The 24,616-nt window shown below is 38.9% G+C and carries 23 protein-coding genes; 22 read left to right on the forward strand and 1 reads right to left on the reverse strand.

The annotated features are described in order from the left end of the window. Nucleotides 1-290: 290 nt before the first annotated feature. The 5 genes from ACJ004_RS03665 to ACJ004_RS03685 all read left to right on the forward strand — a co-directional run bounded on the left by ACJ004_RS03665 (nt 291) and on the right by ACJ004_RS03685 (nt 4,737). Entirely contained in the window at nt 291-1,346 is a 1,056-nt protein-coding gene (locus tag ACJ004_RS03665) for a TauD/TfdA family dioxygenase (RefSeq protein ID WP_410891156.1), read from the forward strand. 149 nt (nt 1,347-1,495) lie between these two features. After that, nucleotides 1,496-2,785, forward strand: a complete 1,290-nt coding sequence (locus ACJ004_RS03670) for an MFS transporter (protein ID WP_410891157.1) — start codon at nt 1,496-1,498, stop codon at nt 2,783-2,785. Between the two features lie 32 nt (nt 2,786-2,817). Further along, nucleotides 2,818-2,982, forward strand: coding sequence for a hypothetical protein (locus ACJ004_RS03675; protein ID WP_410891158.1), 165 nt, complete (start codon nt 2,818-2,820; stop codon nt 2,980-2,982). 326 nt (nt 2,983-3,308) lie between these two features. Further along, nucleotides 3,309-3,995, forward strand: coding sequence for a CoA transferase subunit A (locus tag ACJ004_RS03680; RefSeq protein ID WP_410891276.1), 687 nt, complete (start codon nt 3,309-3,311; stop codon nt 3,993-3,995). Nucleotides 3,996-4,056: 61 nt separating this feature from the next. Then, nucleotides 4,057-4,737 (forward strand): 3-oxoacid CoA-transferase subunit B, encoded by a 681-nt coding sequence (locus ACJ004_RS03685; RefSeq protein ID WP_410891159.1) that lies wholly within the window; start codon nt 4,057-4,059, stop codon nt 4,735-4,737. Between the two features lie 100 nt (nt 4,738-4,837). On the opposite strand, the gene ACJ004_RS03690 is transcribed toward ACJ004_RS03685, so the two are convergent. Next, nucleotides 4,838-5,743 carry a LysR family transcriptional regulator gene (locus ACJ004_RS03690; protein ID WP_410891160.1) on the reverse strand — a complete coding sequence of 302 codons (906 nt, stop codon included), beginning with the start codon at nt 5,741-5,743 and terminating at the stop codon, nt 4,838-4,840. Nucleotides 5,744-5,886: 143 nt separating this feature from the next. Between ACJ004_RS03690 and ACJ004_RS03695 the strand changes: the two genes are divergently transcribed. The 17 genes from ACJ004_RS03695 (at nt 5,887) to ACJ004_RS03775 (ending at nt 24,493) form a co-directional block, all read left to right on the forward strand. Next, complete coding sequence (locus tag ACJ004_RS03695; RefSeq protein ID WP_410891161.1) at nt 5,887-6,675, forward strand: SDR family NAD(P)-dependent oxidoreductase; 789 nt, start codon at nt 5,887-5,889, stop codon at nt 6,673-6,675. 187 nt (nt 6,676-6,862) lie between these two features. Beyond that, complete coding sequence (locus tag ACJ004_RS03700; protein WP_410891162.1) at nt 6,863-7,339, forward strand: 2,4'-dihydroxyacetophenone dioxygenase family protein; 477 nt, start codon at nt 6,863-6,865, stop codon at nt 7,337-7,339. A gap of 249 nt (nt 7,340-7,588) precedes the next feature. Then, nucleotides 7,589-8,371 carry an SDR family NAD(P)-dependent oxidoreductase gene (locus ACJ004_RS03705; RefSeq protein ID WP_410891163.1) on the forward strand — a complete coding sequence of 261 codons (783 nt, stop codon included), beginning with the start codon at nt 7,589-7,591 and terminating at the stop codon, nt 8,369-8,371. A 166-nt stretch (nt 8,372-8,537) separates the two neighbouring features. Continuing rightward, nucleotides 8,538-9,680 (forward strand): acyl-CoA dehydrogenase, encoded by a 1,143-nt coding sequence (locus ACJ004_RS03710; protein WP_410891164.1) that lies wholly within the window; start codon nt 8,538-8,540, stop codon nt 9,678-9,680. Nucleotides 9,681-9,750: 70 nt separating this feature from the next. Next, nucleotides 9,751-10,194, forward strand: coding sequence for a MaoC family dehydratase N-terminal domain-containing protein (locus tag ACJ004_RS03715; protein ID WP_410891277.1), 444 nt, complete (start codon nt 9,751-9,753; stop codon nt 10,192-10,194). Nucleotides 10,195-10,267: 73 nt separating this feature from the next. After that, nucleotides 10,268-10,633 (forward strand): MaoC/PaaZ C-terminal domain-containing protein, encoded by a 366-nt coding sequence (locus tag ACJ004_RS03720; protein WP_410891165.1) that lies wholly within the window; start codon nt 10,268-10,270, stop codon nt 10,631-10,633. A gap of 191 nt (nt 10,634-10,824) precedes the next feature. Further along, nucleotides 10,825-11,589 (forward strand): electron transfer flavoprotein subunit beta/FixA family protein, encoded by a 765-nt coding sequence (locus tag ACJ004_RS03725; protein ID WP_410891166.1) that lies wholly within the window; start codon nt 10,825-10,827, stop codon nt 11,587-11,589. 23 nt (nt 11,590-11,612) lie between these two features. Continuing rightward, on the forward strand, nt 11,613-12,581 hold the full coding sequence (locus ACJ004_RS03730; RefSeq protein WP_410891167.1) for an electron transfer flavoprotein subunit alpha/FixB family protein: 969 nt from the start codon (nt 11,613-11,615) through the stop codon (nt 12,579-12,581). A 127-nt stretch (nt 12,582-12,708) separates the two neighbouring features. Continuing rightward, nucleotides 12,709-14,061: an acetyl-CoA carboxylase biotin carboxylase subunit gene (gene accC, locus ACJ004_RS03735; RefSeq protein ID WP_410891168.1), complete on the forward strand. Its 1,353-nt coding sequence runs from the start codon at nt 12,709-12,711 to the stop codon at nt 14,059-14,061. A 32-nt stretch (nt 14,062-14,093) separates the two neighbouring features. Continuing rightward, nucleotides 14,094-14,639: an acetyl-CoA carboxylase biotin carboxyl carrier protein gene (accB, locus tag ACJ004_RS03740; RefSeq protein ID WP_410891169.1), complete on the forward strand. Its 546-nt coding sequence runs from the start codon at nt 14,094-14,096 to the stop codon at nt 14,637-14,639. Nucleotides 14,640-14,673: 34 nt separating this feature from the next. After that, nucleotides 14,674-16,224, forward strand: a complete 1,551-nt coding sequence (locus ACJ004_RS03745) for an acyl-CoA carboxylase subunit beta (protein ID WP_410891170.1) — start codon at nt 14,674-14,676, stop codon at nt 16,222-16,224. Nucleotides 16,225-16,360: 136 nt separating this feature from the next. Next, on the forward strand, nt 16,361-16,780 hold the full coding sequence (locus tag ACJ004_RS03750) for a hypothetical protein (protein ID WP_410891171.1): 420 nt from the start codon (nt 16,361-16,363) through the stop codon (nt 16,778-16,780). 72 nt (nt 16,781-16,852) lie between these two features. Next, on the forward strand, nt 16,853-17,941 hold the full coding sequence (gene phaC / locus ACJ004_RS03755) for a class III poly(R)-hydroxyalkanoic acid synthase subunit PhaC (RefSeq protein ID WP_410891172.1): 1,089 nt from the start codon (nt 16,853-16,855) through the stop codon (nt 17,939-17,941). Between the two features lie 165 nt (nt 17,942-18,106). After that, the gene (locus ACJ004_RS03760) at nt 18,107-18,676 is read left to right on the forward strand and encodes a hypothetical protein (RefSeq protein WP_410891173.1); all 570 of its coding nucleotides are present in this window, start codon (nt 18,107-18,109) and stop codon (nt 18,674-18,676) included. A gap of 289 nt (nt 18,677-18,965) precedes the next feature. Then, the gene (locus tag ACJ004_RS03765) at nt 18,966-21,110 is read left to right on the forward strand and encodes a methylmalonyl-CoA mutase family protein (protein WP_410891174.1); all 2,145 of its coding nucleotides are present in this window, start codon (nt 18,966-18,968) and stop codon (nt 21,108-21,110) included. Next, nucleotides 21,098-23,254 (forward strand): methylmalonyl-CoA mutase, encoded by a 2,157-nt coding sequence (scpA, locus tag ACJ004_RS03770; RefSeq protein ID WP_410891175.1) that lies wholly within the window; start codon nt 21,098-21,100, stop codon nt 23,252-23,254. The genes ACJ004_RS03765 and scpA overlap by 13 nt, the downstream gene beginning before the upstream one ends. Nucleotides 23,255-23,317: 63 nt before the next feature. Next, nucleotides 23,318-24,493, forward strand: coding sequence for a thiolase family protein (locus tag ACJ004_RS03775; protein ID WP_410891176.1), 1,176 nt, complete (start codon nt 23,318-23,320; stop codon nt 24,491-24,493). The last annotated feature ends 123 nt before the right edge of the window (nt 24,494-24,616 follow it).

Genomic DNA, 24,616 nt, shown 5'->3' on the forward strand with positions numbered 1-24,616 from the left:
ATGGTAAGACTATTTCAAGTATATTAGTAATTTTTACTAGCAAATTAAATATTTTAATTTTATTTTACTGAAAATTATGAATATAATTACTGTAATAACAATTAAAACAGTCAGAAAGTTATTTAAAGCGCTTCCATGTAAATGAAAGGGGGAACTTCATTTTATTTATTAAAAGGATGAAAAAGGATTTGGAAGAGAGATAGAGTCACTCTTTTAAAAGAGAATCAACCCGAAATTTATTATTACTTACTATTACTAAAGTTGATTTAGAAAAAGAAGGGGGAGTATCGGTGCCGTTCATTTTGAAGGAAAAAATTCAAGGATCTGTAGCGTGGAAAGGAATTGATCTTGCTAAAGATGATACATGGATTTATTATTTGTCAGAGCAAACAATTTCAGCTCTTGAGAAGGCACTATTTCATGTAAAACAAAAGGGGTTAAAGGCACCTGATTTTAACAAGGACGACTTCCCAATTCCTGATCTTTCAAATGAAATCGCTTACTTCGTTGAAGAGTTGGAAAATGGAAGAGGATTTCTACTCATTCGCGGATTACCAATGGACAGGTATACAGATGAAGAAGCAAGCATCATTTATTGGGGTCTTGGAATTCACTTGGGCATCCCGGTGGCGCAAAACGCAAAAGGTGATCTTTTAGGGCATGTCGTTGACCAAGGTCTCAACATTAATGATTCCAATGTACGCGGTTACCAAACGAATGCACATCTTCCCTTTCACCCAGATGGATCTGACGTAGTCGGTTTATTATCTCTACGAAAAGCTAAATCTGGGGGTTTCAGTAGTATCGTAAGTTCGATGGCTGTTTATAATGAAATTCTGGAGAAGTACCCAGAGTACCTTGAAATTCTCTATCGTATATACTTCTTGGATCGTCGTGGTGAAGAATCACTAGGAGAATCTCCAGTATATTCCTCACCAGTCTTTAGCTATTACAAAGGTAAATTGAGCTGCAGATATAATCGCGGATATGTCGAATCTGCACAAGCGAAAACAGGTATCCAAATGTCAAAGGAAGAAATGGACGCATATGACTTAATGGATTCTCTCCTTCATGATGAAAACATGCATATCGATATGATGATGGAACCTGGTGATATGCAATTCGTAAATAATTATACCGTTCTTCATTCACGGACTGTTTATGAAGATTATGAAGAACCCGAACGCAAACGTCATTTATTAAGATTGTGGCTCACGATGCCAAATGGAAGAGAAATCGCGCCCGATTTTGCTATGTTTATTGATGAGAAAACAGGTAAAGCGGGTCGCGGGGGTATTCCTGTACGTGAAAAAACAGCTGGCGGGATTGCAGAAAACATGAGGTAATAGTTTTAATAATGTCATGATTTTAACGCAGAAGATTGACTTTAAAACCATTTCATAAAAATACCATTTGCATCATGTGATGGGAGTAGCTTGCAGATTTTAAGATAAGATTTTCCATAAATAGTGGATTAGAAGGGGAGATTTTTACATTGAAGACACCAAAATATTCTTGGATTATATTATTTATTCTCGTTGCTTCCGGAATGGTCAACCAAGTTGATAAAATTATCATCGGTTTAGTTTCCGTTCCCATAATGAAAGAGTTACACTTAAGTCCTTCACAATGGGGGGTTATTGGAAGCTCATTCTTTTGGTTCTTTACCATATCCTCTTTAATTATAGGTGGCATGGCCGATTCCAAAAACACGAAAAAAATGTTTACTTGGATCATGTTAATATGGTTGGTTGTTCAATTTACCACACCTTTTGTTTCCAGTCTGTCTTTATTAATGTTTTCAAGAATGATCTTGGGAGCAGGAGAAGGTCCAGCGATTGCTATATCAACTTCTCTAATAGGAAAATGGTTCCCTAAACATAGACATGGTATAGGCTTTGGCGCTGTTCTCTTTGGAGCAGCAATCGGTCCAGCGATTGCTTCTCCATTATTAATCTCCTTGATCGCTCAATATGGATGGAGATCTGCTTTTATCGCAATGGGGATTGTTGGACTTATTGTTCTAGTTTTATGGATGATTTTCGGAAAAGAAAGCCCAAAAGAAATCGGGTTACCTACAATTGAACAAGAGGATAAGAACTCATTCATCCCTTCTAAGGTTTCTTGGCGTCAATTTCTTCCGCATCTTTTTTCTAAAAATTTTATTTTTACTGTTTTGTGTGCAGGTTGTGCCTATTGGTTATTGTCTGTTCAAGCGGTTTGGTTTCCAGCATACTTTACCAAAATTCAACATTTTGATGGAAAAACATTAAAAATGGCAGTGTCTTTGCCTTTTCTCTTCGCTGCCATTTGCCAAATTGTATTTGCCTTGTTATCAGATCGACTTTATCGCAAAACAGGAGATATTCGTAAAGCACGAGTAAATCTTGCAGGTATTTCAATGGTGCTATCCGCTATTTGTTTATATATTGGAAGTGTCGTGCATTCAAGTGCTATCGCCATCGTGTTCTTCATTCTTGCTCCAGGTTTTGCGATTGTTATTCTTTCACTCGCACCCGCTATGTTGATGGAATTCTTTTCTACCAAAAACATTGGAAAAGCACAAGGGACATATGTTGCTCTATCAAGTTCAGCAAGTGTTATTGCTCCAGTTGTATTCGGGAATTTTATCCAAAATTCAGGAACTGAGGCAATTGGATATGGTTCTGGGTTTCTAGTAACTTCATTGGTTATGTTTGTTTTCGGATTATTGTTTTTGACCATTGTACGTCCTGCGAAGCAAACTAACACAACGTTAAAAACAGATGAAACTGTGATTATTTAAAAATCATGATTTAATCGAGGAGGAAACGAAATATGTGTAAAAATAACAAGGCTGTTAATGGAATGGATTGTTGTGTAGATTGCAATGAAGAATTAGCCATTATGGAGCGAAATCGTAGTAAGTGCTGGAATTGTCTGGATAAAATGTCCGAGACTTACGCTGATGATCATATTGATGTGGAAGATGGAATAAATTAGTTTGTTTATTAGAAAATCGATTTAATATATTTAGCAGCTAATTCTATGCATTAGTACCGACTTTTTACATATTGTTGGATGTTGTGTAGAAATGGAATAAAAAATGGATTTAGTCTTAGCGATTTAAATTGTAAAAGGGCCTCAACTATGGGGGTCCTTGTTTTTTTAGATCCAAAGCTTTTTAAAATAAGTAACACTTACTTACAAATTAAAAACTTTAATTTTATTTAATTATTACTTATGAGTATAATCAATTTCATAATATAAAAATTCAAATAATTATGTTAATAATGCAGGGAGTGAATATATTGGCTGTGAACGGAAAGATGATCACATATTTTAATGAAGCGATTCAGGATATTCAAGATGGTGCAACCATCATTGTTGGCGGCTTTGGTATATCGGGAATTCCCGAGAAGCTGATTCTAGCGTTGCGGGAAAAGGGAACAAAAGACTTAACGATTGTCAGTAACAATTGTGGGGTGGATGATTGGGGACTAGGACTTCTACTTGCCAATAAGCAGATCAAAAAAATGGTGGCAAGTTATGTCGGTGAGAACAAGATCTTTGAAAAGCAATTTTTAAGTGGAGAATTGGAAGTAGAACTTGTTCCCCAGGGGACACTGGCGGAAAGAATTAGGGCGGGCGGTGCCGGTATCCCTGGATTCTATACGCCGACTGGCGTTGGTACCCCGATTGCAGAGGGCAAAGAACATCGAGTATTTAATGGTAGAACGCATATTCTTGAAGAAGGGATTGTTGGGGATTTTGCCTTCGTAAAGGCATGGAAAGGTGACCCTTTAGGAAATCTTGTTTTCCGGAAGACTGCGCGAAATTTTAATCCACTCGCGGCAACTGCCGGCAGGATAACGATTGCCGAGGTGGAGCACATGGTTGGGGTGGGGTCTCTTGATCCGGATGAGATCCATACACCTGGGATCTATGTCCAAAGGATATTGGAAGGAAAGAATTATGTGAAAAGAATTGAACGCCGTACCGTCATGCGGACTTAATATACCTTTGAATAGTAACATATCAAAAAATTACTAGGCAATTTTTCAGGAGGATAAAAGGATGGATACCAGGACAAAAATCATTAATCGTGCGGTTCAAGAGATTCAAAATGGAATGAACGTAAATCTCGGAATTGGAATGCCAACCCTGATCGCTAACGAAATTCCGAGGGAATTTCATGTATTATTGCAATCAGAAAATGGGTTGCTTGGCATCGGGCCATATCCTGTTGAAGGGATGGAGGATCCTGATCTTATAAACGCTGGGAAAGAAACGGTTACAGCGGTGATCGGTGGATCTTTCTTTGATAGTGCGGAGTCCTTTGCCATGATTCGAGGAGGACACATCGACCTAGCCATCCTGGGCGGCATGGAGGTTTCCGAACAAGGTGACTTGGCAAACTGGATGATCCCTGGAAAAATGATCAAAGGTATGGGAGGAGCAATGGATCTTGTCCATGGAGCCAAAAGAATTGTGGTCATTATGGAGCACACAAATAAGTACAATGAATCCAAGATCAAAAAAAGCTGTACCCTTCCATTGACAGGTCAAAAGGTTGTACATCGCCTGATTACCGATTTGGCTGTGTTTGATTTTACACCCGAAGGAATGATTCTTCTAGAAACTCAAGAAGGTGTTACAATTGATGAAGTAATAGAGAAGACGGAGGCTTCGTTTACGATCAGCGCAAATCTGACTTCCGATAATGGGTATGTTCAAAAAGCTCCTATCACCACGTAAAAGGAATAAACTGCTATTCCCTGTTGGGGGGATAAATAGATTCGTAAAAAAGAGAAGCTTTTCGTTCACTTACGACGAAGTTGCTTCTCTTTTTTCTGTCTTAACTATTAAGTATTTCTGATTTTAGATAATGTATGTATTTGTGGGAAAAAGTAGATAAATGTTTATTCACTGATCGAACTAACCCTAAAGAAATATTAACCGTCGGATGATTCACCAAATCAATTGGGATGATATCACCATTGATGACAGGGGGATAGTTTTTCATTACGAAATCAGGAGCAAATGTAATCGCCAAATTTTCACTTATGGCTTGAAGAACTCCATCCATATTATTTGAAGTAAATAGGATTTTCATAGGCTTATATTTGTTAAAGAAATCTTGAACAAAATACTGCATTAATTCACCTTTATATGTAACGAGAGTTTGATCAAGAATATCATTCGGTGATACGGTACCTAGAAACGCTAATGGAGAATGCTTAGAAACATATACTTTCTGCTTCCCTTCAATAAGAGCTTCATAAGCAATTCCTTCCATGTTTATATTCAAGTCACTTGAATAAGTAATCAGTCCGAAATCAGTGTTATGCTGCCGAACATCTTCAATAACAGCAGATCCACTTTTATCGGCAATCTCTAAATTTACGTGAGGATGATCCTGTCTAAATCCGGCTATAGCTTTTACCAGAAATGTCATCAAGCCGGGTAAAGAAGATATTTTTAGTTCTCCTACTTCAGTGGAATTCAATAGGTTGGCTGCTTCTTTTATTTCCTCCAGTTTTTTCTGTACTTCGTAGGCAAGCTTTAATATGATTCTGCCTTCATCAGTTGGTACAGCTCCGTGTCCACGTGATCGTTTAAGAACTTTAATCCCTAGCTCCTTTTCAAAGTTAGTAATGGACTGGCTTATGGTTGATTGAGTCACATGAAGATTCTGTGCTGCAATAGATAGAGAACTATATTTTGCAACTTCAACAATATATAGTAATTGTTCAATGTTCATGGCTGTACCCCTTTTTTGAATATTAGTAATACTTACTTACACATTAAAATCTTTAATTTTATTTAATTATAATTTATAAGTATACTTAATATCAATAAGATTTAAAAATCTTTGAATATTCTTAATTTAGGAGGAAAATTAGAATGACAGTAAATCAATTGTTTGATTTAACAGGACAGACAGCCATCGTTACAGGAGGCGGCAGCGGGTTAGGGCGTGTAATGGCACTGGCGTTGGCAGAAGCCGGAGCAAACGTTGTAGTATGTTCGCGCCGTTTAGAGGTTTGTGAAGAAGTAGTGAAAGAAATCGAGGCGTTAAAAGGACAAGCACTTGCCCTAGCTTTGGATGTAACAAATCCTGAATCTGTCGTTCAAGGTGTGGAGAAAGCGGTTTCTCGTTTTGGGAAAATTGATATTTTAGTCAACAGCAGCGGAACGGTTTTTGAAACGCCTGCAGCGGAAATGCCTTTAGAACAATGGCAAGCTATGCTTGATACAAATGTAACAGGAACATTCTTAATGTGTCAGGCAGTTGGAAAACATATGATCAATAACGAATACGGGAAAATCATTAACATTTCTTCAAGTATAGGTTTTAAAGGTGTTGACCCAGAAGCAGTAGATTCTGTGGGATATACAACAAGTAAGGGTGCAGTTATGACTTTAACGAAGGATCTAGCAGTTAAGTGGGGCCGCCATGGAGTGTATGTAAATTCAATTGCTCCTGGAGTTTTCACTACTGGAATGAATAACCCAGACATACCGGGAACACTTGTACACAAAGCAGGACCTTTCATTGCTTCCCAAGTTCCAGTTAGAAGGTTAGGCAGTGACAATGATTTAGTAGGTGCTCTCCTTTACTTTGCTTCAGCAGCTTCTGATTATTGTACGGGACAAATATTGGTCCTTGATGGGGGACTTGGGGCTAAGTAAATTTCATCCAAATATCTTGACAGCATAAATTAATCAAACTTAACAGCAAGTTAAAAATAATAATTTTACTTAGCTGAAAATTAAAAATATACTGAGATTAAATAAATTCGAAAAAGTTAATTAGCCGAATTATGTAAGCGTTAACAGCATGCGAATTTATAAACATACATTGGAAGAGGGGATTTTAGTGAGTAATACAAAAAATGTACAAGCAGCAGTAGCATATCATGCAGGAAATGTTAATGTAGATGAATTGCCTTGGGTTCCTTATTTCGGAGATGCGAAATTTAAATTGCTTAAAGTCAATCCTGTGACAGGACAGAATATTACCTTATTATATGTACCTGCGAAAATGCAGCTTCCGGCCCATTTTCATCCTGGACAAGTCATTGTTTATACTGTACAAGGGTCTTGGAGATATCTCGAGGAGCCTTGGATCTCCAAACCTGGCGACATGGTTTTTGAACCTGCCGGCTCCACACATACACCTACAGCTGTTGGGGATGAAGACGTTATTACCTTCAATATTGTGGAAGGAACATTAGACTATTTGGGTGAGAATGGAGAAATTATTGCACGAGATAATTGGGAATCATTCCTGAAAAGATACCTTGACTATTGCGAGGCTGAAGGAATTGAACCTGTTGATGTGACTGCATTTTAATAAATAAATCTGTAATAAAATGAGAAGCCCGCGTCCTGTGACGAGTAGGCTTCTCTTTTATTATGCGTAACTTCTATTAACTCCAGGAAATTAGAAAAATTGATATTTTCCACTATCTGAATATTAGTAATACTTACTTATACATTAAAAATGTTAATTTTATTTAATTATTACTAATGAGTATAATTAATAACATAATAATATTTATAAATTTTAGAATATTCCAAACGCAAAGGGGCTACAAAACAAATGCCAACAGAAACAGTTTTGATTACAGGCGCTACTAAAGGGATCGGTTTGGAATTCGCAAAAGTTTTCGCAGGCCATCGCTATAACTTGGTATTAGTTGCCAGAGATGTAACGTTGTTGGAACAACAAGCCGAGAATTTAAAAAAAGATTATGGAGTGCAAGTAAATACTTTTGCCGGTGACTTAAGCAGCCATACAACAGTAGAGAGCTTGCATCAGCACTTGAAAAGCGAAGAAATAAACATCGATATTTTGATTAATAATGCCGGGGCTGGCGGATTAGGGTCAATGACGGACTTGGATATTAAGAAAGAATTGGAATGTCTGCAGCTCAACATGATTTCGCTCACGTATTTAACCAAACTTATAGCGGATGAAATGGTAAAACGAAAGCAAGGTAAAATTTTAAACGTGGCTTCAACAGCGGCCTTTCAGCCAACTCCAGGGATGTCGATGTATGGGGCGAGCAAATCGTACGTCTTAACCTTTTCAGAAGCGATTGCGGAAGAACTAAAAGGAACCGGAGTTCAAGTTAGTGTATTATGTCCCCCTTCAACCAAAACGCCGCTCACGGAAGGCTTGGCCGCAACAGGAACAAAAATTTTTATTAAGAACTTGATGGAACCAGAAGCAGTTGCCAAGTGCGGCTTTGAAGGGTTAATGAAGAATAAAACAGTGATCATTCCAGGCTTTAAAAATAAAATTATGGCTAAATCAGTAGGACTGCTGCCAAGGAAGTGGGTAACCATCTATACCCGAAAGATGATTGAGCAAAAAGTGTAACTTGACATAGTATTCCCATCATTAGGAGGCTTATAAATAGCTTCCTAGCAATTATAAATATCGATAGTTTCATATGGACTACATAAAACATTGACTGAGCAATCGCTCGCTCAACTTACTCATGACGAAATAGGATGCACAAAATATATTAAAGAGGGGTCTAACAATGAACTTTTTATTATCAGAAGAACAAAAGATGATGCAAAAAATGGTGCGCGAATTTGCACTGAACGAATGTGAGCCTACTGCAGCACAGCGCGATGAAGAAGAATACTTTGACATCAAGATTTGGCGAAAGATGGCAGAACTTGGCTTATGCGGAATCCCTTGGCCGGAGGAATACGGTGGTGCAGGTGCCGATTATTTAAGTTATGTGATTGCGGTCGAAGAACTTTCACGGGTGGATGCTTCCATAGGGACCACACTTTCCGCCCATACATCGTTAGCCGGTTGGCCGGTTTTCAAGTTCGGAACGGAAGAACAAAAACAAAAATATTTACGGGCCATGGCAGAAGGAAAAAGCATGGGTGCGTATTGCTTGACAGAACCTGGATCGGGATCTGATTCAAGTGGAATGAAAACAACGGCGGTACTAAATGGCGATGAGTGGATTTTGAACGGTTCGAAGATTTTTATTACCAACGGTGGCTATGCGGATATATATATTGTCTTCGCACAGACCAATTCGGAACTGAAGCATAAGGGGATTTCCGCATTTATTGTGGAAAAGGACTTCCCAGGTTTCTCTGTAGGAAAGAAGGAGAAAAAGATGGGCATTCGTTCCTCCGCAACGACGGAAGTAATTTTAGAGGACTGCCGCGTGCCAAAGGACAATCTCTTGGGACAAGTGGGTGAAGGGTTCAAGATTGCCATGATGACCCTCGATGGCGGTCGGAATGGAATCGCTGCCCAAGCCTTGGGAATTGCTCAGGGATCGTTTGATAAAGCTGTCGAATATGCGAAGGATCGCGTCCAATTTGGCAAACCGATTAGCTCGCTTCAAGCTATACAATTCAAACTAGCAGATATGGCAACAAAAATCGAAGCTTCCCGTTTATTAACATACCAGGCTGCCTGGCGTGAAGATCAAGGAATTCCTTATGGACACCAATCGGCGATGTCCAAACTGTTTGCCGGAGACACCGCAATGGAAGTATCGGTTGAGGCCGTTCAAGTATTTGGCGGATATGGCTACACAAGGGAATACCCGGTTGAACGGTATATGAGAGATGCCAAAATCACTCAAATCTATGAAGGAACGCAAGAGATTCAGCGACTTGTTATAGCTGGAAATCTGTTGAAGCAATAGAGAAAATTCAAAATTTAATCAATGTAAGTAATAAGCTACTATTTTAAAGAGGTGGAAAAACTTGTCAGATGTGAAAGATTTACTTGGACTTGAGTTAGAACCTTACAGCATGGCAGTAGAAAAAGGGAAAATAAAAGAATTAGCCATCGCTATTGGTGATGATAACCCGATTTATTACAGCTTGGAGGCAGCTAAGGAAGCAGGTTATGATGGTATTCCCGTCCCGCTCACCTTTTTGCAAGTCATTGAGTACCATGGCGGATATGGCTTTCAGGAAAAAATGGAAGTATTGAAATTAAACCCAGTAAAAATATTACATGGTGACCAAGAGTATGAATATCTTGGCGATATTTATGCCGGTGATGAGCTTCATGTTACGAGTAAGATTATACGCGCAGATACAAAAATCGGTTCTTCTGGCGGCTTGGATTTCGTTACAGAAGAATCCCGATATACCAATCAAAAAGGCGAATTAGTGGCTATTGCTAGAATTACATTAATTCACCGCCATTAAATTGTAGTTGATGAGAGGGGCGCAATGAATCATGTATTATGAAGATTTACAAGTGGGAGCTATATTCCCGGTTATGAAAAAAGATCCGATTACACGAGTTCAGCTGGTAAGATTTGCCGGAGCATCTGGAGATTTTAATCCACTGCATACCGTTGAAGAGGTTGGGGAGCAAGCTGGCACAGGTATTATCGCTCACGGAATGTTAATCATGGGGATGGTATCCCACGGAGTTACATCATGGATACCACGAAAAAACATTAGGAGAATACAAGTACGTTTTAGTAAATTGACGTATCCCGGAGAATCTATCGAAATTTTTGGCAGAGTGATAGAGAAAAAGGCTGACAACCTCGTGGTGGCTGAAGTACTGGCGAAAAATGGTGAAGGCGATGTAAAAGTTTCAGGGATTTTCGAAGCGAATTTGCCATCAAGGAATTAGTAGAGCAATCGTATTCTCCAAACTTACAATGTGTTTTATTTAAGAACGAGAATCCTTTTTGTGGTCTTTACTTGAGGAAGATACAGAAAATTCAAATAGATTGGGGTTCAAACCGAAATTGCGTATGGAACCCACAAATCGTTTAACCCAGAGTGCCTTAATAATATTACATCAGAAGGGGCTACGAAAAAATGAACATTTTAGTATTGATGAAACAAACGTTTGATCCGGAGGAAAAAATCGCGTTCCAATTCGGCACCGTTAGTGAAGAAGGGGTAAACTTCATCATCAATCCTTACGATGAATATGCGATTGAAGAAGCGCTTCAATTGCGAGCTATTCACGGTGGGGAGGTAACAGTTATCACGGTAGGACCGGAACGTGCAGAGAATGGGCTGCGAACCGCGCTTGCGGTGGGTGCGGATAAAGCGATTATGGTTAATAGTGAAAATTTAAATCTTGATGAATACAGTACAGTCAAAATTCTTGAGGCCGTTATTAAAAATCGTGAATTTGACATCATATTAGCTGGTAATGTGGGTGTGGATTATGGCGGTGGACAAATTGGTCCGCGCCTTGCAGAGGAACTCAATATCCCACAAGTGACGACGATCACAAAGCTGGAAATTGTCGGAAATGAAGCGTTGATCGAGCGTGACGTTGAAGGAGATAAAGAGGTTGTCTTGGTATCTCTTCCAGTATTGGTTACAGCCCAACAGGGACTAAATGAGCCGCGATATCCTTCCTTGTCCGGTATCATGAAAGCGAAGAAAAAGCCAATCGAGCGAATAGAGATTGATGATTTAAATATCCATGACATCCTTGAAGTAAAGACAATAACTACCAAGACATTTTTTCCGCCGAAAAAAGGAGCAGGACGTATCCTGGAGGGGGACATCGAAGCTCAAGTTTCTGAACTGGCTGTACTGCTTCACAGTATAGCGAAGGTAATCTAACACACACAGGAGGGCGAACTAACATGAGAAAAGTACTGGTGGTAACGGAAGCTAAAGCTGGGAACCTAAGAGGTGTTTCGCTGGAGTCCCTGACCGCTGCGCAGCGCATTGCGGAAGACGGGGAAATTATAGCTGTAGCTTTCGGCAGTAGTGCAGCTCTTTATGCAGATGTTTTAGGGAAACATGGAGCAAATAAAGTATATATTGTGGGCAATGAAGAACTCGATGTGTATACAACGGATGCATATTCTCAAAGCTTGAGACAAGTAATTGATGAAGTGGAACCAGATGCTATTTTAATGCCGCATACGGCAATTGGGAAAGATCTTGCACCGCGCATTGCAGCGCGTTTGGGGCTGGGACTTGTATCTGACGTCATAGATGTTCAGGTAGAGGATGGTGACGTTATTTTTACACGTCCTGTTTTTTCCGGAAAAGCGTTTGAGAAAAAGAAAGTAGTATCTGGCATCCCATTCGCAACTGTGCGTCCAAATAATATACCGGTCGCAGAAATCAGCGGAACGATTGAGATTGTGCATTTTTATGCTGAGATCAAAGACTTACGGACGATTGTTAAGGAAGTAATACGTAAAACAACTGGCGGTGTAGATTTATCAGAAGCTAAAGTTGTTATCTCTGGCGGACGGGGGGTTAAATCCTCTGAAGGTTTCAAGCAACTTCAGGAATTGGCGGATGTCTTGGGGGGAGCAGTCGGCGCATCCCGTGGTGCATGTGATGCTAATTACTGTGACTATTCCCTGCAAATTGGACAGACGGGAAAGGTCGTAACCCCTGATTTGTATATTGCCTGTGGAATTTCTGGTGCCATTCAGCATTTAGCCGGGATGTCTAACTCAAAACTGATCGTGGCGATTAACAAAGATCCGGAAGCCCCAATTTTTAAAATAGCGGACTACGGTATTGTGGGTGATTTGTTTGAAGTGGTTCCTCTACTAGCTGAAGAATTCAAAAAAGTACTAGTAAACTCTTAAAATCAATGGGTTTAGTTAACAGGGCATTACTCTTGTAAAGGAAATTTCTTCTCAAAAACAATCTGCATGAATGGATCCATTGATGGGCAACCCTTCTATAAAATTACTATTAGAAAGGAACATGTACATGTTTAAAAAGGTTCTTATCGCTAATCGAGGAGAAATTGCTGTTCGTGTAATTAGGGCGTGTAAGGAAATGGGGATATCCACGGTTGCAGTTTATTCTGAAGCAGACCGTGAAGCCCTGCATGTGCAAATGGCGGACGAAGCATATTGTATTGGACCCACTGCATCTGCGCAAAGCTACTTGAATATTGCAAATATAATTTGCGTTGCTCAATCTACGAATGCGGATGCGATCCACCCTGGTTATGGATTTCTGGCAGAAAACGGTACTTTTGCTGAAATTTGCTGGGATTACAACATTTCATTTATTGGGCCAGATGCAGACGCCATTAATAAAATGGGGGATAAAGCGGTCGCGAGAGAAACCATGAAAAGTGTAGGCGTGCCTACCGTTCCTGGAACAGATGGTCTAATTGAAGATCTTGAAGAAGCTATTATGATAGCGAAGGAAATTGGATTCCCAGTCATTGTAAAAGCAACAGCTGGCGGTGGCGGAAAGGGAATGAGAGTTGCAGAGGATGAGGAGGAATTACGCAAAGCCATCCGTCAAGCACAGAAAGAAGCTGAAACGGCATTTGGAAACGCCGGTGTGTATCTCGAGAAATACATTGAGGAACCCCGTCATGTGGAAATTCAAATCATTGGAGATATGCTTGGAAATATCGTTTATTTAGGTGAACGAGACTGTTCCATCCAAAGACGACATCAAAAACTGGTTGAAGAAGCTCCGTCACCAGCCCTTGAGCAAGAGATTCGTGAACAGATGGGTTTTGCAGCAATCGCGGCTGCAAAGGCTGTCCATTATCATGGTGCGGGTACTGTTGAGTTCCTCTTAGATAAAAACGGCCATTTCTATTTCATGGAAATGAATACCCGTATTCAGGTAGAACACCCTGTTACAGAAATGATTACAGGTATTGACTTAATAAAGGAACAAATTTCAGTAGCGGCAGGATATCCGCTTTCCTTCAACCAAAGTGATATAAAAATAAATGGGTGGGCGATTGAATGCCGTATAAATGCAGAAAATCCGGCAAAGAATTTTATGCCTTCACCAGGAAAAGTCGAAATGTATCTTCCTCCAGGGGGGTATGGTGTCCGAGTGGATAGTGCTGTCTATCCTGGTTATGAAATTTCACCTTTTTATGATTCGATGGTAGCAAAAGTGATCGTTTGGGGAAAAGATCGTGATGAAGCGATTGAGCGAATGAAAAGGGCGCTCGATGAATTTGTCATAAGTGGAATTAAAACGACGATCCCATTCCATCAGAAATTACTAGAACATGAATCCTTTGTTAAGGGACAGTTTAATACAAAGTTCCTTGAAACGAATCCATTGAAGTTAGAGGTATGATTCATTATTAACGATTATGAAGGAGAGAGAAAATGTTTAAAATCCAAGAAATCAGAGAAATGATTAAACTAGTTGATGCTTCTTCTATAGAGGTTTTGGAAATAGGAGAAGGTAATTCTAAAATTTTGATTAGTAGAAAGTTGGGGGCAGCAGCAGTCGTTCCCCAGGAGATTAACACTGCTAAGAGTCATGCAAATGAGGTTGCTATTGAGAATACAGCCGTATTACCAACTACCACGATTAAGGAGATATCAGCAGCACATGTTCAAGTAGCTGTAACGAGAGATAATCTAGAGGAGGTACATATTGCACAAAAAAATGAGGAAATTAATAACCTTTCAAAAATTGTATCTCCAATGGTAGGCATATTTTACAGAGCACCAGGAGAGGATGCCGCACCATTTGTTAAAAATGGTGAAAAAGTTGAGAAATCAACAATTGTCTGCATTTTAGAAGCTATGAAATTGTTTAATGAAATTGAAGCAGAAATGGATGGAGAAATCGTTGAAGTACTAGTTGAAAATGGTCAGCTCGTAGAATACGGCCAACCTCTTTTCTTGGTGAAGCGGACATCATAACATATTTCGAGCAGAGAGGAAGTGGAGTTTTCCAATGAGCACAGTTTATGAGAAGATTTATGATCTATGGGATCGGAAGAGTAAGATCGTGCTTGGCGGCGGTGACGAGCGAATTGATACACAGCATAATCGTGGGAAGCTTACTGCAAGAGAACGAATTGATCTATTGCTGGACACTGACTCCTTTGTGGAATTAAATTCATTCATCAAGCACCGAGCAACCAACTTCGGCATGGATAAAATGGAAAGCCCAGGGGAAGGTGTTGTGACGGGTTACGGTAAAATTAATGGCCGTCTAGTCTACGTATTTGCCCAGGATTTTACTGTTTTTGGCGGAGCACTAGGAGAGATGCATGCGACTAAAATTTGCAAAATTATGGATTTAGCTGCAAAAAATGGGGCACCCATTATTGGATTAAATGATTCAGGCGGTGCCAGGATACAAGAAGGCGTCGTTTCTTTAGACGGATACGGTCAAATTTTTTATCGAAATGCCATCTACTCTGGTGTAATCCCGCAAATATCGGTGATCATGGGCCCTTGTGCGGGTGGGGCAGTATATTCTCCAGCCATAACTGATTTTGTGTTTATGGTGGAAAATACCAGTCAAATGTTTATTACAGGTCCAAAGGTCATTGAAACGGTTACCGGCGAGAAAATTTCTGCGGAGAATCTTGGCGGTGCAAAGGTTCATTCCTCCATTAGTGGCTGTGCACATTTTATTGGAGTTTCCGAACAAGAAGTCTTAGAAGAAGTAAGAAAATTAATTACATTTCTGCCCCAAAACAATATGGAAAATCCTCAGTCCTTGGAATGCATGAAAGAGGATGATTGGCGGGAAGATTTGCTGGACCTAGTGCCTCTCAATGCAACGAAGGTATATGATATTCGTAAGGTATTAGAACAAGTATTAGATCAAGGGGATTTTATGGAAGTTCAAAAGGACTATGCGAAAAATATCGTGGTTGGTTTTGGAAGAATTGATGGGAATAGTGTAGGAGTTGTTGCAAATCAGCCTAAAGTAATGGCTGGCGGTCTAGATATTAATTCTTCGGACAAGACTTCCAGGTTCATTCGTTTCTGTGACTCTTTTAACATCCCAATCATAACTTTTGAAGACGTTACAGGTTTTTTCCCTGGAGTCAATCAAGAGCACGGAGGTATCATTCGTCATGGTGCAAAAATTCTCTACGCCTATTCAGAAGCAACAGTTCCTAAAATAACCGTCATATTAAGAAAAGCATTTGGCGGGGCCTATGTCGCTATGAATTCAAAAGCAATTGGTGCGGACATTGTTTTTGCTTGGCCTAATGCGGAAATTGCTGTAATGGGACCAGAAGGAGCAGCAAATATTATCTTTGCAAAAGAAATTAACCAAAGCTGTGATCCGGCAGTAACACGTTCGGAAAAAATTGAAGAATATCGAAATATGTTTGCGAATCCTTATGTTGCGGCTTCTCATGGAATGGTGGATGACGTGATCGACCCAAGAGATACAAGAAAAGTTCTGAAACAGTCTTTAGAGATGCTTAGAACAAAAAAAGAATTTAGACCGAAAAAAAAGCATGGAAATATTCCTTTGTGAGATCAATTAAAAATAGTACTCTAAACTGTCTCTAACAGAGATATTTATCAGTCACCCCAATCAATCAAAAAAGGGGATGTCTGCAAAATATAAAACAACTAATAAATTAATTATTCAGATAATAGGAGGAAAAAAGATGGCACCAAACTTTAATTTTTATGAAATGTGGAAAGAACACTATTCCCAGTACAGTAACCTTTTTGATGATCAAATTACGAAGCAATTTCCTGCACAAGCGGTCGGACAGATGTTAGAGATGAATGTTCAAATCAAAAAAATGTTGAATGAAACCACAGAACGTTATTATGAATTTGTTAATCTGCCATCCAGAAATGACCTTGCGCATATTTCCTCTCAGATTGTCAATATAGATGCGAAAGTGGATGATTTAGAAGAATTTATACAAGAATCCAAGGATAATCAAAGAGATCCAGTGGAACTGCAACGTGAAATAACAAATTTGAAAAAGGATATGAAGAGTTTTGATACAAAACTGAATCAAATCTTAACATTATTAAATTCGCAGAAAGTTACGAACACAAAAGGATCTGTCTAACAGTGCAGTAAAAAATGCGAATTGAAAAAGTCTTTATTTTATCAATTAAAATATGGTAAGGGGTGGAGAGATATGAAAAATCTTATGACAAAAGAATACGAAAATTTTATCGAAATGGTACCTGAGGAGTATCAACAGATGTTTAGACGTTTAAAAAGCGTAACACAAGTGTTATTGAAGGATGCCGAACCAGAGGTCGGCCCAACTCCGAAAGAAGTCATTTGGACTAGGAATAAAACCAAGCTCTATCGCTACATTTCAGAACAACCGAAAAAACATAAAACTCCGCTACTCTTGATTTATGCACTGATTAATAAGCCCTATATCATGGATTTAACAAAGGGTGGCAGTTTAGTTGAATATCTGGTAAATCGAGGTTTTGACGTCTATCTCCTTGAATGGGGTACACCAGGCATTGAAGATAAAAATATGAAATTAGACGATTATATTATGGACTTCATCCCACGAGCGGTTCGTAAAGTTTTGCGAAAATCGAATGCGGATGCAGTGTCCATTCTTGGATATTGCATGGGCGGTACAATTACTTCAATATTTGCTGCTCTGCACCCTGAATTGCCCATTCGTAACCTTGTCTTTATGACAACTCCGTTTGATTTTGAAGATACAGGCCTTTATGGTGCTATGCTGGATGAGCAACATTTTGATATTGATAAATTGGTGCAAACATACGGTAATATTCCACCTGAAATGATTGACTTTGGTAACAAATTACTAAAACCGATGGCAAACATTTATGGCCCTTATGTTAGTCTTTATGATCGTGCTGAGAATGAAAGTTTTGTAACGAGCTTTAAACTTCTGCAAAAATGGTTAAACGACGGCGTTCCATTTCCGGGTGAATCTTATCGTCAGTGGATTCGTGAATTTTATCAAAAAAACAAGCTGATTAAAGGGGAACTCATCATTCGTGGCCGTCAGGTTAAACTTGAGAAAATCACTGCTAATGTCCTCAACTTATCAGGTGAAATTGACAACATTGCTCCTCCGCATCAAGTAGAAGCATTGATGAATCGCATATCCAGTAAAGACAAACAATATATAAACTTACCAGTTGGGCATACGTCTATTGCTTTTGGAAGTAAAGCTTCAAAAATCACTTATCCAACGATTGGTGATTGGTTAGAAGAGAGATCAAACTAAGCGTAAATACTGTCAAATGAGAAGATCTGTATTTACAAATTGAAGTAGTTTTTGAAAGCTAAAATCTATTAGTTAAAAAGTATAATATTGAAACCACTTATAGACCCTGGCATTAATGTTAGCGAGCTGCGGCTAGTTAAATGTGTCCTAATAGGAGGAATTAAAATGACTGTAGTTAATAAAATCGAAAAAAATGGTTCATTTATAGACCAATTATGGAATCAATCGATTCAAATGATTGATGACTGGGACGAAGGAGAGTATTTTCGAGAGGAAGTTCTTTTACAATCTTCAAAACAATTGGCTGAAAATGTGAAACAAAATCAAACAAATGCAAAAGAACTCATAAACCAATTTAAAAAAGAACTCTTTAAATGGGAAGAAATGTCTCGAGAACAATTATTGACATCAAATACAGTCTTGCACAATTTAATCCTAATAAATTCATTTGAGGAAATTAATAATCAAGTGGATCAAATTAAAAATCTATCATCAGAGCTCCTTATAAGTCCTTTAAATAATTTATTAAAAGGTAATTATTCAGATTCAATTATAAACACACTAGATAATTATATTGAAAAAAGACGAAATTATCGAAATTTTTATGTAAAAAATATAAAAGAAACATTTTCTATTATCAAAAAAAATCAGATAACATTCCTTAATTTCTTAACAAATCCAATTGAGAATGTATTCTTTCCCTTTAATAAATATATGGTGCCTTCAAATGAATAAATGAATAAAAAATTTGTGAGAGAGGTGAAATTATGTGGGTATGTAACACACATATGAAACAAGCACTGGCATTATTAGATGCTCCCCATGCTAGCAAAGCATCGTATCAAATTAGGTGTTCCCTTTGTGAAAATTTTGCGATTGCAAAAATTTACTATAATTACCAAACTTACCATTTTTCAAAACAATCCATGTATTCCTTGTCAAAAACTTCCTCTCAAAAATCAGGTTAAAAATACAAAAATAAATGATTACTGAATTATAGATTAGAAGGGAGTGACTTGAAACTGTGACCATTGATAGTAAAATTACAGAATCTAAAATGTTTGAGGATTTTTCTACACCAACTTTTCAACAGTGGAGAGAAGTAGCTGAGAAAACCTTAAAAGGAGCTAATTTTGAAGAAAATCTAGTTACCAATACTTATGAAGGAATTCGTATTCAACCTTTGTATCGTCATGAGGACATTGAAAAATATCCATATTTATATACATTGCCAGGTGATTTCCCCTATTTACGTGGAACAGATGAAATAGGCAATCAGCATGAACCTTGGAAAGTGTGTCAGGAATTAGCCTGTTCGGATCCAGAAGAGTTTAATCAAGCTGCACGAAATGATTTAGAAAAAGGGCAAACGATGCTCCATTTGGTAGTAGATGAAAAGAGATGGAATGACCCCTTGGACCAGGAAAAGGTAAATAGCAGGGGGGGTTCAATAGCCTCTCTCCAGGATTTTCACAAAGCATTCCAGAACATAAATTTGGAAGAAGTCCCGATCTATATCGAACCTGGTATAAGCGGATATCCTTTTTTCGCTACATTTATGGCTTATATAATTCAACAAAATCAACGTCCTAATAGAGTTAGAGGCTGTATTGGTATGGATCCAATTGGACAACTCGTACAAAAGGGAGATCTACCATATTCTATTAATCAAGCATACAAAAAGATGGCAGAGATAACTAGGTGGTCGATGAAACACACTCCTGAATTGAAAACAATTGTTGTCCAAACCCATGGATACCATAATGCAGGGGGAAATGCTGTACAGGAATTGGCTTTTGCAATTGCCACGGGTTTGGAATATCTTCGCACTATGGAAAAGCACCACATTTCTATTGATGATGCAGCACAACGGATAGCTTTTTCTTTTTCGATTGGTTCAAATTTTTTCATGGAAATTGCAAAATTTAGAGCAGCTCGAATGTTGTGGGCTAGAATTGTGAAGGAATTAGGTGGAAATGATACTTCTCAAAAGATGTTCATACACGCAAGGACTTCGGCTTGGACAAAAACGATTCACGATCCTTATGTAAATATTCTTCGTGGAACAATAGAAGCTTTTGGCGGGATTATGGGTGGTGTTAATAGCCTGCATGTGTCACCATTTGATGAGGCATTTGGGCCGCCTAATGAATTTTCACGTCGAATTGCAAGAAATACTCAACTGATTCTGGAAAATGAAGCAAATTTGTCAAAGGTTACCGACCCAGCTGGAGGATCATGGTACATCGAAACACTCACCTATACACTAGCTGAAAAGGCATGGGAGCTGTTTCAACAAATAGAGAAAATCGGTGGAATGTATCATTCGCTCATTGAGGGTCTTCCACAAGAGCAAGTTTCTGGAACAGCTGAAGAAAGAATGAATCACATCAAAAGAAGGAAAGAAAAGATAGTGGGTACAAACATCTATCCGAATTTGGATGAAAATCCATTGGGTTCTCACGAAAACATTGAACAGGTCGAGACTTCAGTCAAAAATAAGGCACCAAATCCTGTTACCCATTTGAATTCTAATGTGGAATTCGTTCTATTACAAGATTCATTAAAAACATTTACAGAAGATAATTCTATGGAAAATGCTATTAAAGCAGCCAAATCCGGTGTGACAATTGATGAACTCTTACAAGCAATGTGTGTAACAACAAGGATGAACCCATCTATTCGTCCTTTTAGTTTTCACAGAGCAGCAGAACCTTTTGAGTCACTTCGAGAGCATGCAGAAAAATACAAACTTAAGTTTGGTCATCTCCCTGAGGTATTTGTAGCAAATTTTGGACCTGTTTCTAACTATAAACATCAGGCAGATTTCGTAACAGAATTTTTAAAAGTAGGGGGATTTCATGTTAGCCAACATGCAGAGTATCAATCGATTCCCGAGGCATTACATGCCTTCCAATCTTCCAAATCCAAAATTGTAGTCATTTTGTGTAAGGATGAGAAGTTCCCTGAGGTGGTTCCTTCTCTAGCAAAAAGTATGAAACAATGTAATAGCGACGTTACCATTCTATTGGCTGGTTATCCACCTACAGATGATAGAGAACTTTATATGAAAGAAGGAGTAGATGACTTTATCCATACTAAAATTAACTACTATGAAAAATTGGTCACTCTTCAAATAAAGGGAGGAATTAGAGAATGTACAAATTAGTTGATTTTACTAAAATGTCATTTCGCGACACTTTTGCTTCCCCCGTTCCTCAAATTATAGAAGAAACGGCTGCAAGATGGAATACATTAGAGAACATTGACGTGAAACCGTTATATACATCTTCTGACCTTACTGATATGGAACATTTGGAATATGTATCTGGAATTGCACCGTTTTTAAGAGGACCATATCCAACAATGTATATTAATCAACCATGGACAATAAGACAATATGCTGGTTTTTCAACTGCAGAGGAAAGCAATGCTTTTTACCTTAGGAATTTAGCTGCAGGACAAAAAGGCCTATCGATTGCATTTGATTTGGCAACACACCGTGGCTATGATTCTGATCATCCCCGTGTCGAGGGCGATGTAGGAAAAGCAGGTGTGGCTGTGGATTCGATATTGGATATGAAAATTTTATTCGATGGGATCCCATTGGATAAAATGTCGGTATCCATGACAATGAATGGTGCTGTACTTCCGATATTAGCTTTTTATATCGTGGCAGCTGAAGAACAAGGCGTTCATCCATCACAATTATCTGGTACCATCCAAAATGATATTTTAAAAGAATATATGGTACGGAATACCTTTATTTACCCACCTGAAGCTTCAATGAGAATAATAGCAGACATCTTTTCCTACACCTCTCACCATATGCCGAAATTTAACAGCATTAGTATATCTGGGTATCATATGCAAGAAGCTGGAGCGACTGCGGATATTGAGCTAGGGTACACTTTAGCCAATGGATTAGAATATGTTCGAACCGGACTGAAAGCTGGATTGGATATTGATTCATTTGCACCAAGATTATCGTTCTTTTGGGGAATTGGAATGAATTATTTTATGGAAGTAGCGAAGATGCGGGCAGCACGCCTTTTGTGGGCGAAACTGATGAAACAGTTTCAACCTAAAAATGAAAAATCAATGGCCCTGCGTGCTCACTCCCAAACATCAGGCTGGAGCTTAACCGAGCAGGATCCTTTTAATAACGTAACTCGAACCTGTATCGAAGCAATGGCAGCAACATTGGGACATACACAGTCATTGCATACAAATGCTCTGGATGAAGCCATTGCATTACCGACAGATTTTTCTGCGCGGATTGCCAGGAATACACAGCTATATTTAAAAGATGAAACTGGTATTTGCAATGTGGTTGACCCTTGGGGCGGCTCTTATTACATGGAATTTTTAACAAATGAATTAACACATAAAGCATGGAAGCATATTCAAGAAGTAGAGTCACTAGGTGGAATGGTTAAAGCAATTGAAACTGGCCTGCCGAAGATGAGAATTGAAGAGGCTGCAGCTCGTCGGCAAAGTCATATTGACTCTAAAACAGAAACCATTATCGGCGTCAATAAATATCGATTAGAAAATGAAGATAAACTAGACATCCTTGAAGTTGATAATGCAGCTGTACGAGAAGCTCAAATTAAGCGCTTACATGAACTGCGTTCAAGTCGTGATGAAATAAAGGTTCAAGCCACGCTTAAGGCAATTACCCAAGCTGCTAAAACGGGAGAGGGAAATTTATTAGGCCTTGCAATTGAAGCAGCAAGGGCCAGAGCAAGTCTTGGTGAGATTTCCGATGCATATGAAAAAGTTGTTGGGCGTCACAAAGCAAATTCTCGCTCGGTCATTGGAGTATATAGCGCCGAATATGCTATTGAGCAAGAAATCGATGACGTACGACAACAAACCCAGGAATTTGAAGTGAGGGAAGGACGCCGACCAAGAATCATGGTTGCCAAGCTGGGACAGGATGGTCATGATCGCGGGGCCAGGGTAATAGCAACTGCATTTGCAGATTTAGGATTTGATGTGGATATTGGTCCTCTTTTTCAAACACCAGAAGAAGCTGCACTTCAGGCAGTTGAAAATGATGTTCATGTTATTGGGATAAGTTCTCAGGCTGGTGGTCATAAGACGCTATTGCCAAAACTAATGACTGAAATGAAGAAGCTCGATCGAGAAGACATCGTTGTTGTTGCCGGAGGTGTGATCCCGGTCAAGGATTATGAATTTTTAAAAGAAAATGGGGTAGCCGCTATTTTTGGTCCAGGAACAGTCATACCCGTTGCTGCTCAAAAAGTATTAGAAGAAATCAATCGACGTTTAGATCGGAACGATTAAAGTGAAGTACATAGTAAAACCGCGGACAAAACCGCTATTTTTATGGGAAATGGGGAATAGTGTATGCAAAATGTATACTTAGTTGAGGCAATTAGAACTCCGATAGGGTGTTTCGGTGGTTCATTGAAAGATGTTGGTGCAGTACCACTTGCAACGGCTGTTGTTAAGGAGGTGTGGCAACGATCTGGTCTTTCGGCTGAATGCATTGATGAGGTAGTACTAGGTAATGTACTAAAATCAGGGCTCAAAGGAAACCCAGCAAGACAAGCAGCTATCCATTCTGGGATCCCTGTGTCTGTACCAGCCATTACAATTGATAAACAATGTGCATCCGGATTGCGCGCTATTACATTAGCCTATCACCAAATTCTTGCAGGAGATTCAAATGTTGTGATTGCAGGTGGTACAGAGAGTATGAGTAATGTCCCGCATTTGGTGATGAATGCAAGGTGGGGACAGAAATTGGGAGATTTACGGACAGTGGATGCACTCTTTCATGATGGACTTCACTGTGCAATAGAGGGGTACCATATGGGGATTACAGCTGAAAATTTAGTAGAGCGCTATCATATTTCCAGAGAGGAACAAGATGTTTTTGCCTTAGAAAGCCAGCAAAAAGCTATTAAAGCTAAAGAACAAGGTAAATTCGAAAAAGAAATTATTCCAGTTGCTATTAAAAGCAAGCATGGTTCTACTTTATTTACAGAAGATGAGAATATAAAAAATACTAATCTAGAGAAATTATTATCTCTGAAACCAGCTTTTAAAGAGAATGGGACGGTAACAGCTGGAAATGCTTCGTCATTAAATGATGGGGCAGCTGCAGTCATTGTTGCTTCTGAACAAGCTGTAAGGGAATACGACTTAAAACCACTTGCCAAAATTCGTTCGGTTGCTAGTGCTGCTGTTTCTCCTTCTATCATGGGCATTGGACCAGTCCCGGCGACACAAAAAGCCTTAACGAGAGCAAATCTTACCATACAGGATATTGAATTGGCAGAGCTAAATGAAGCATTTGCAGCACAAGTGCTGGCAGTAAATAAGGAATTAGGTTTGCCAGAGGAGATTATTAATGTTAATGGAGGAGCGATAGCATTAGGTCACCCAATCGGATGTTCAGGTGCACGGATTGTGGTTACCTTAGTTCATGAATTAAGACGTCAAAAGAAACAAATTGGATTAGCATCCTTATGTGTAGGCGGGGGACAAGGCGTTTCAATCATCATTGAAGCAGTATAATCGAGAATGGAAGAATAATGGGGAATAAGTTGGTTTAAAGATTCGATTTACCGATAGACAATATCCTTACCAAAAAGCATCAAACCCCTGCAAGTAAAAATAGAAGCATTTTAATCGAATATT

Source organism: Neobacillus sp. 204, assembly GCF_046562815.1.
Lineage (GTDB): Bacteria > Bacillota > Bacilli > Bacillales > Cytobacillaceae > Neobacillus.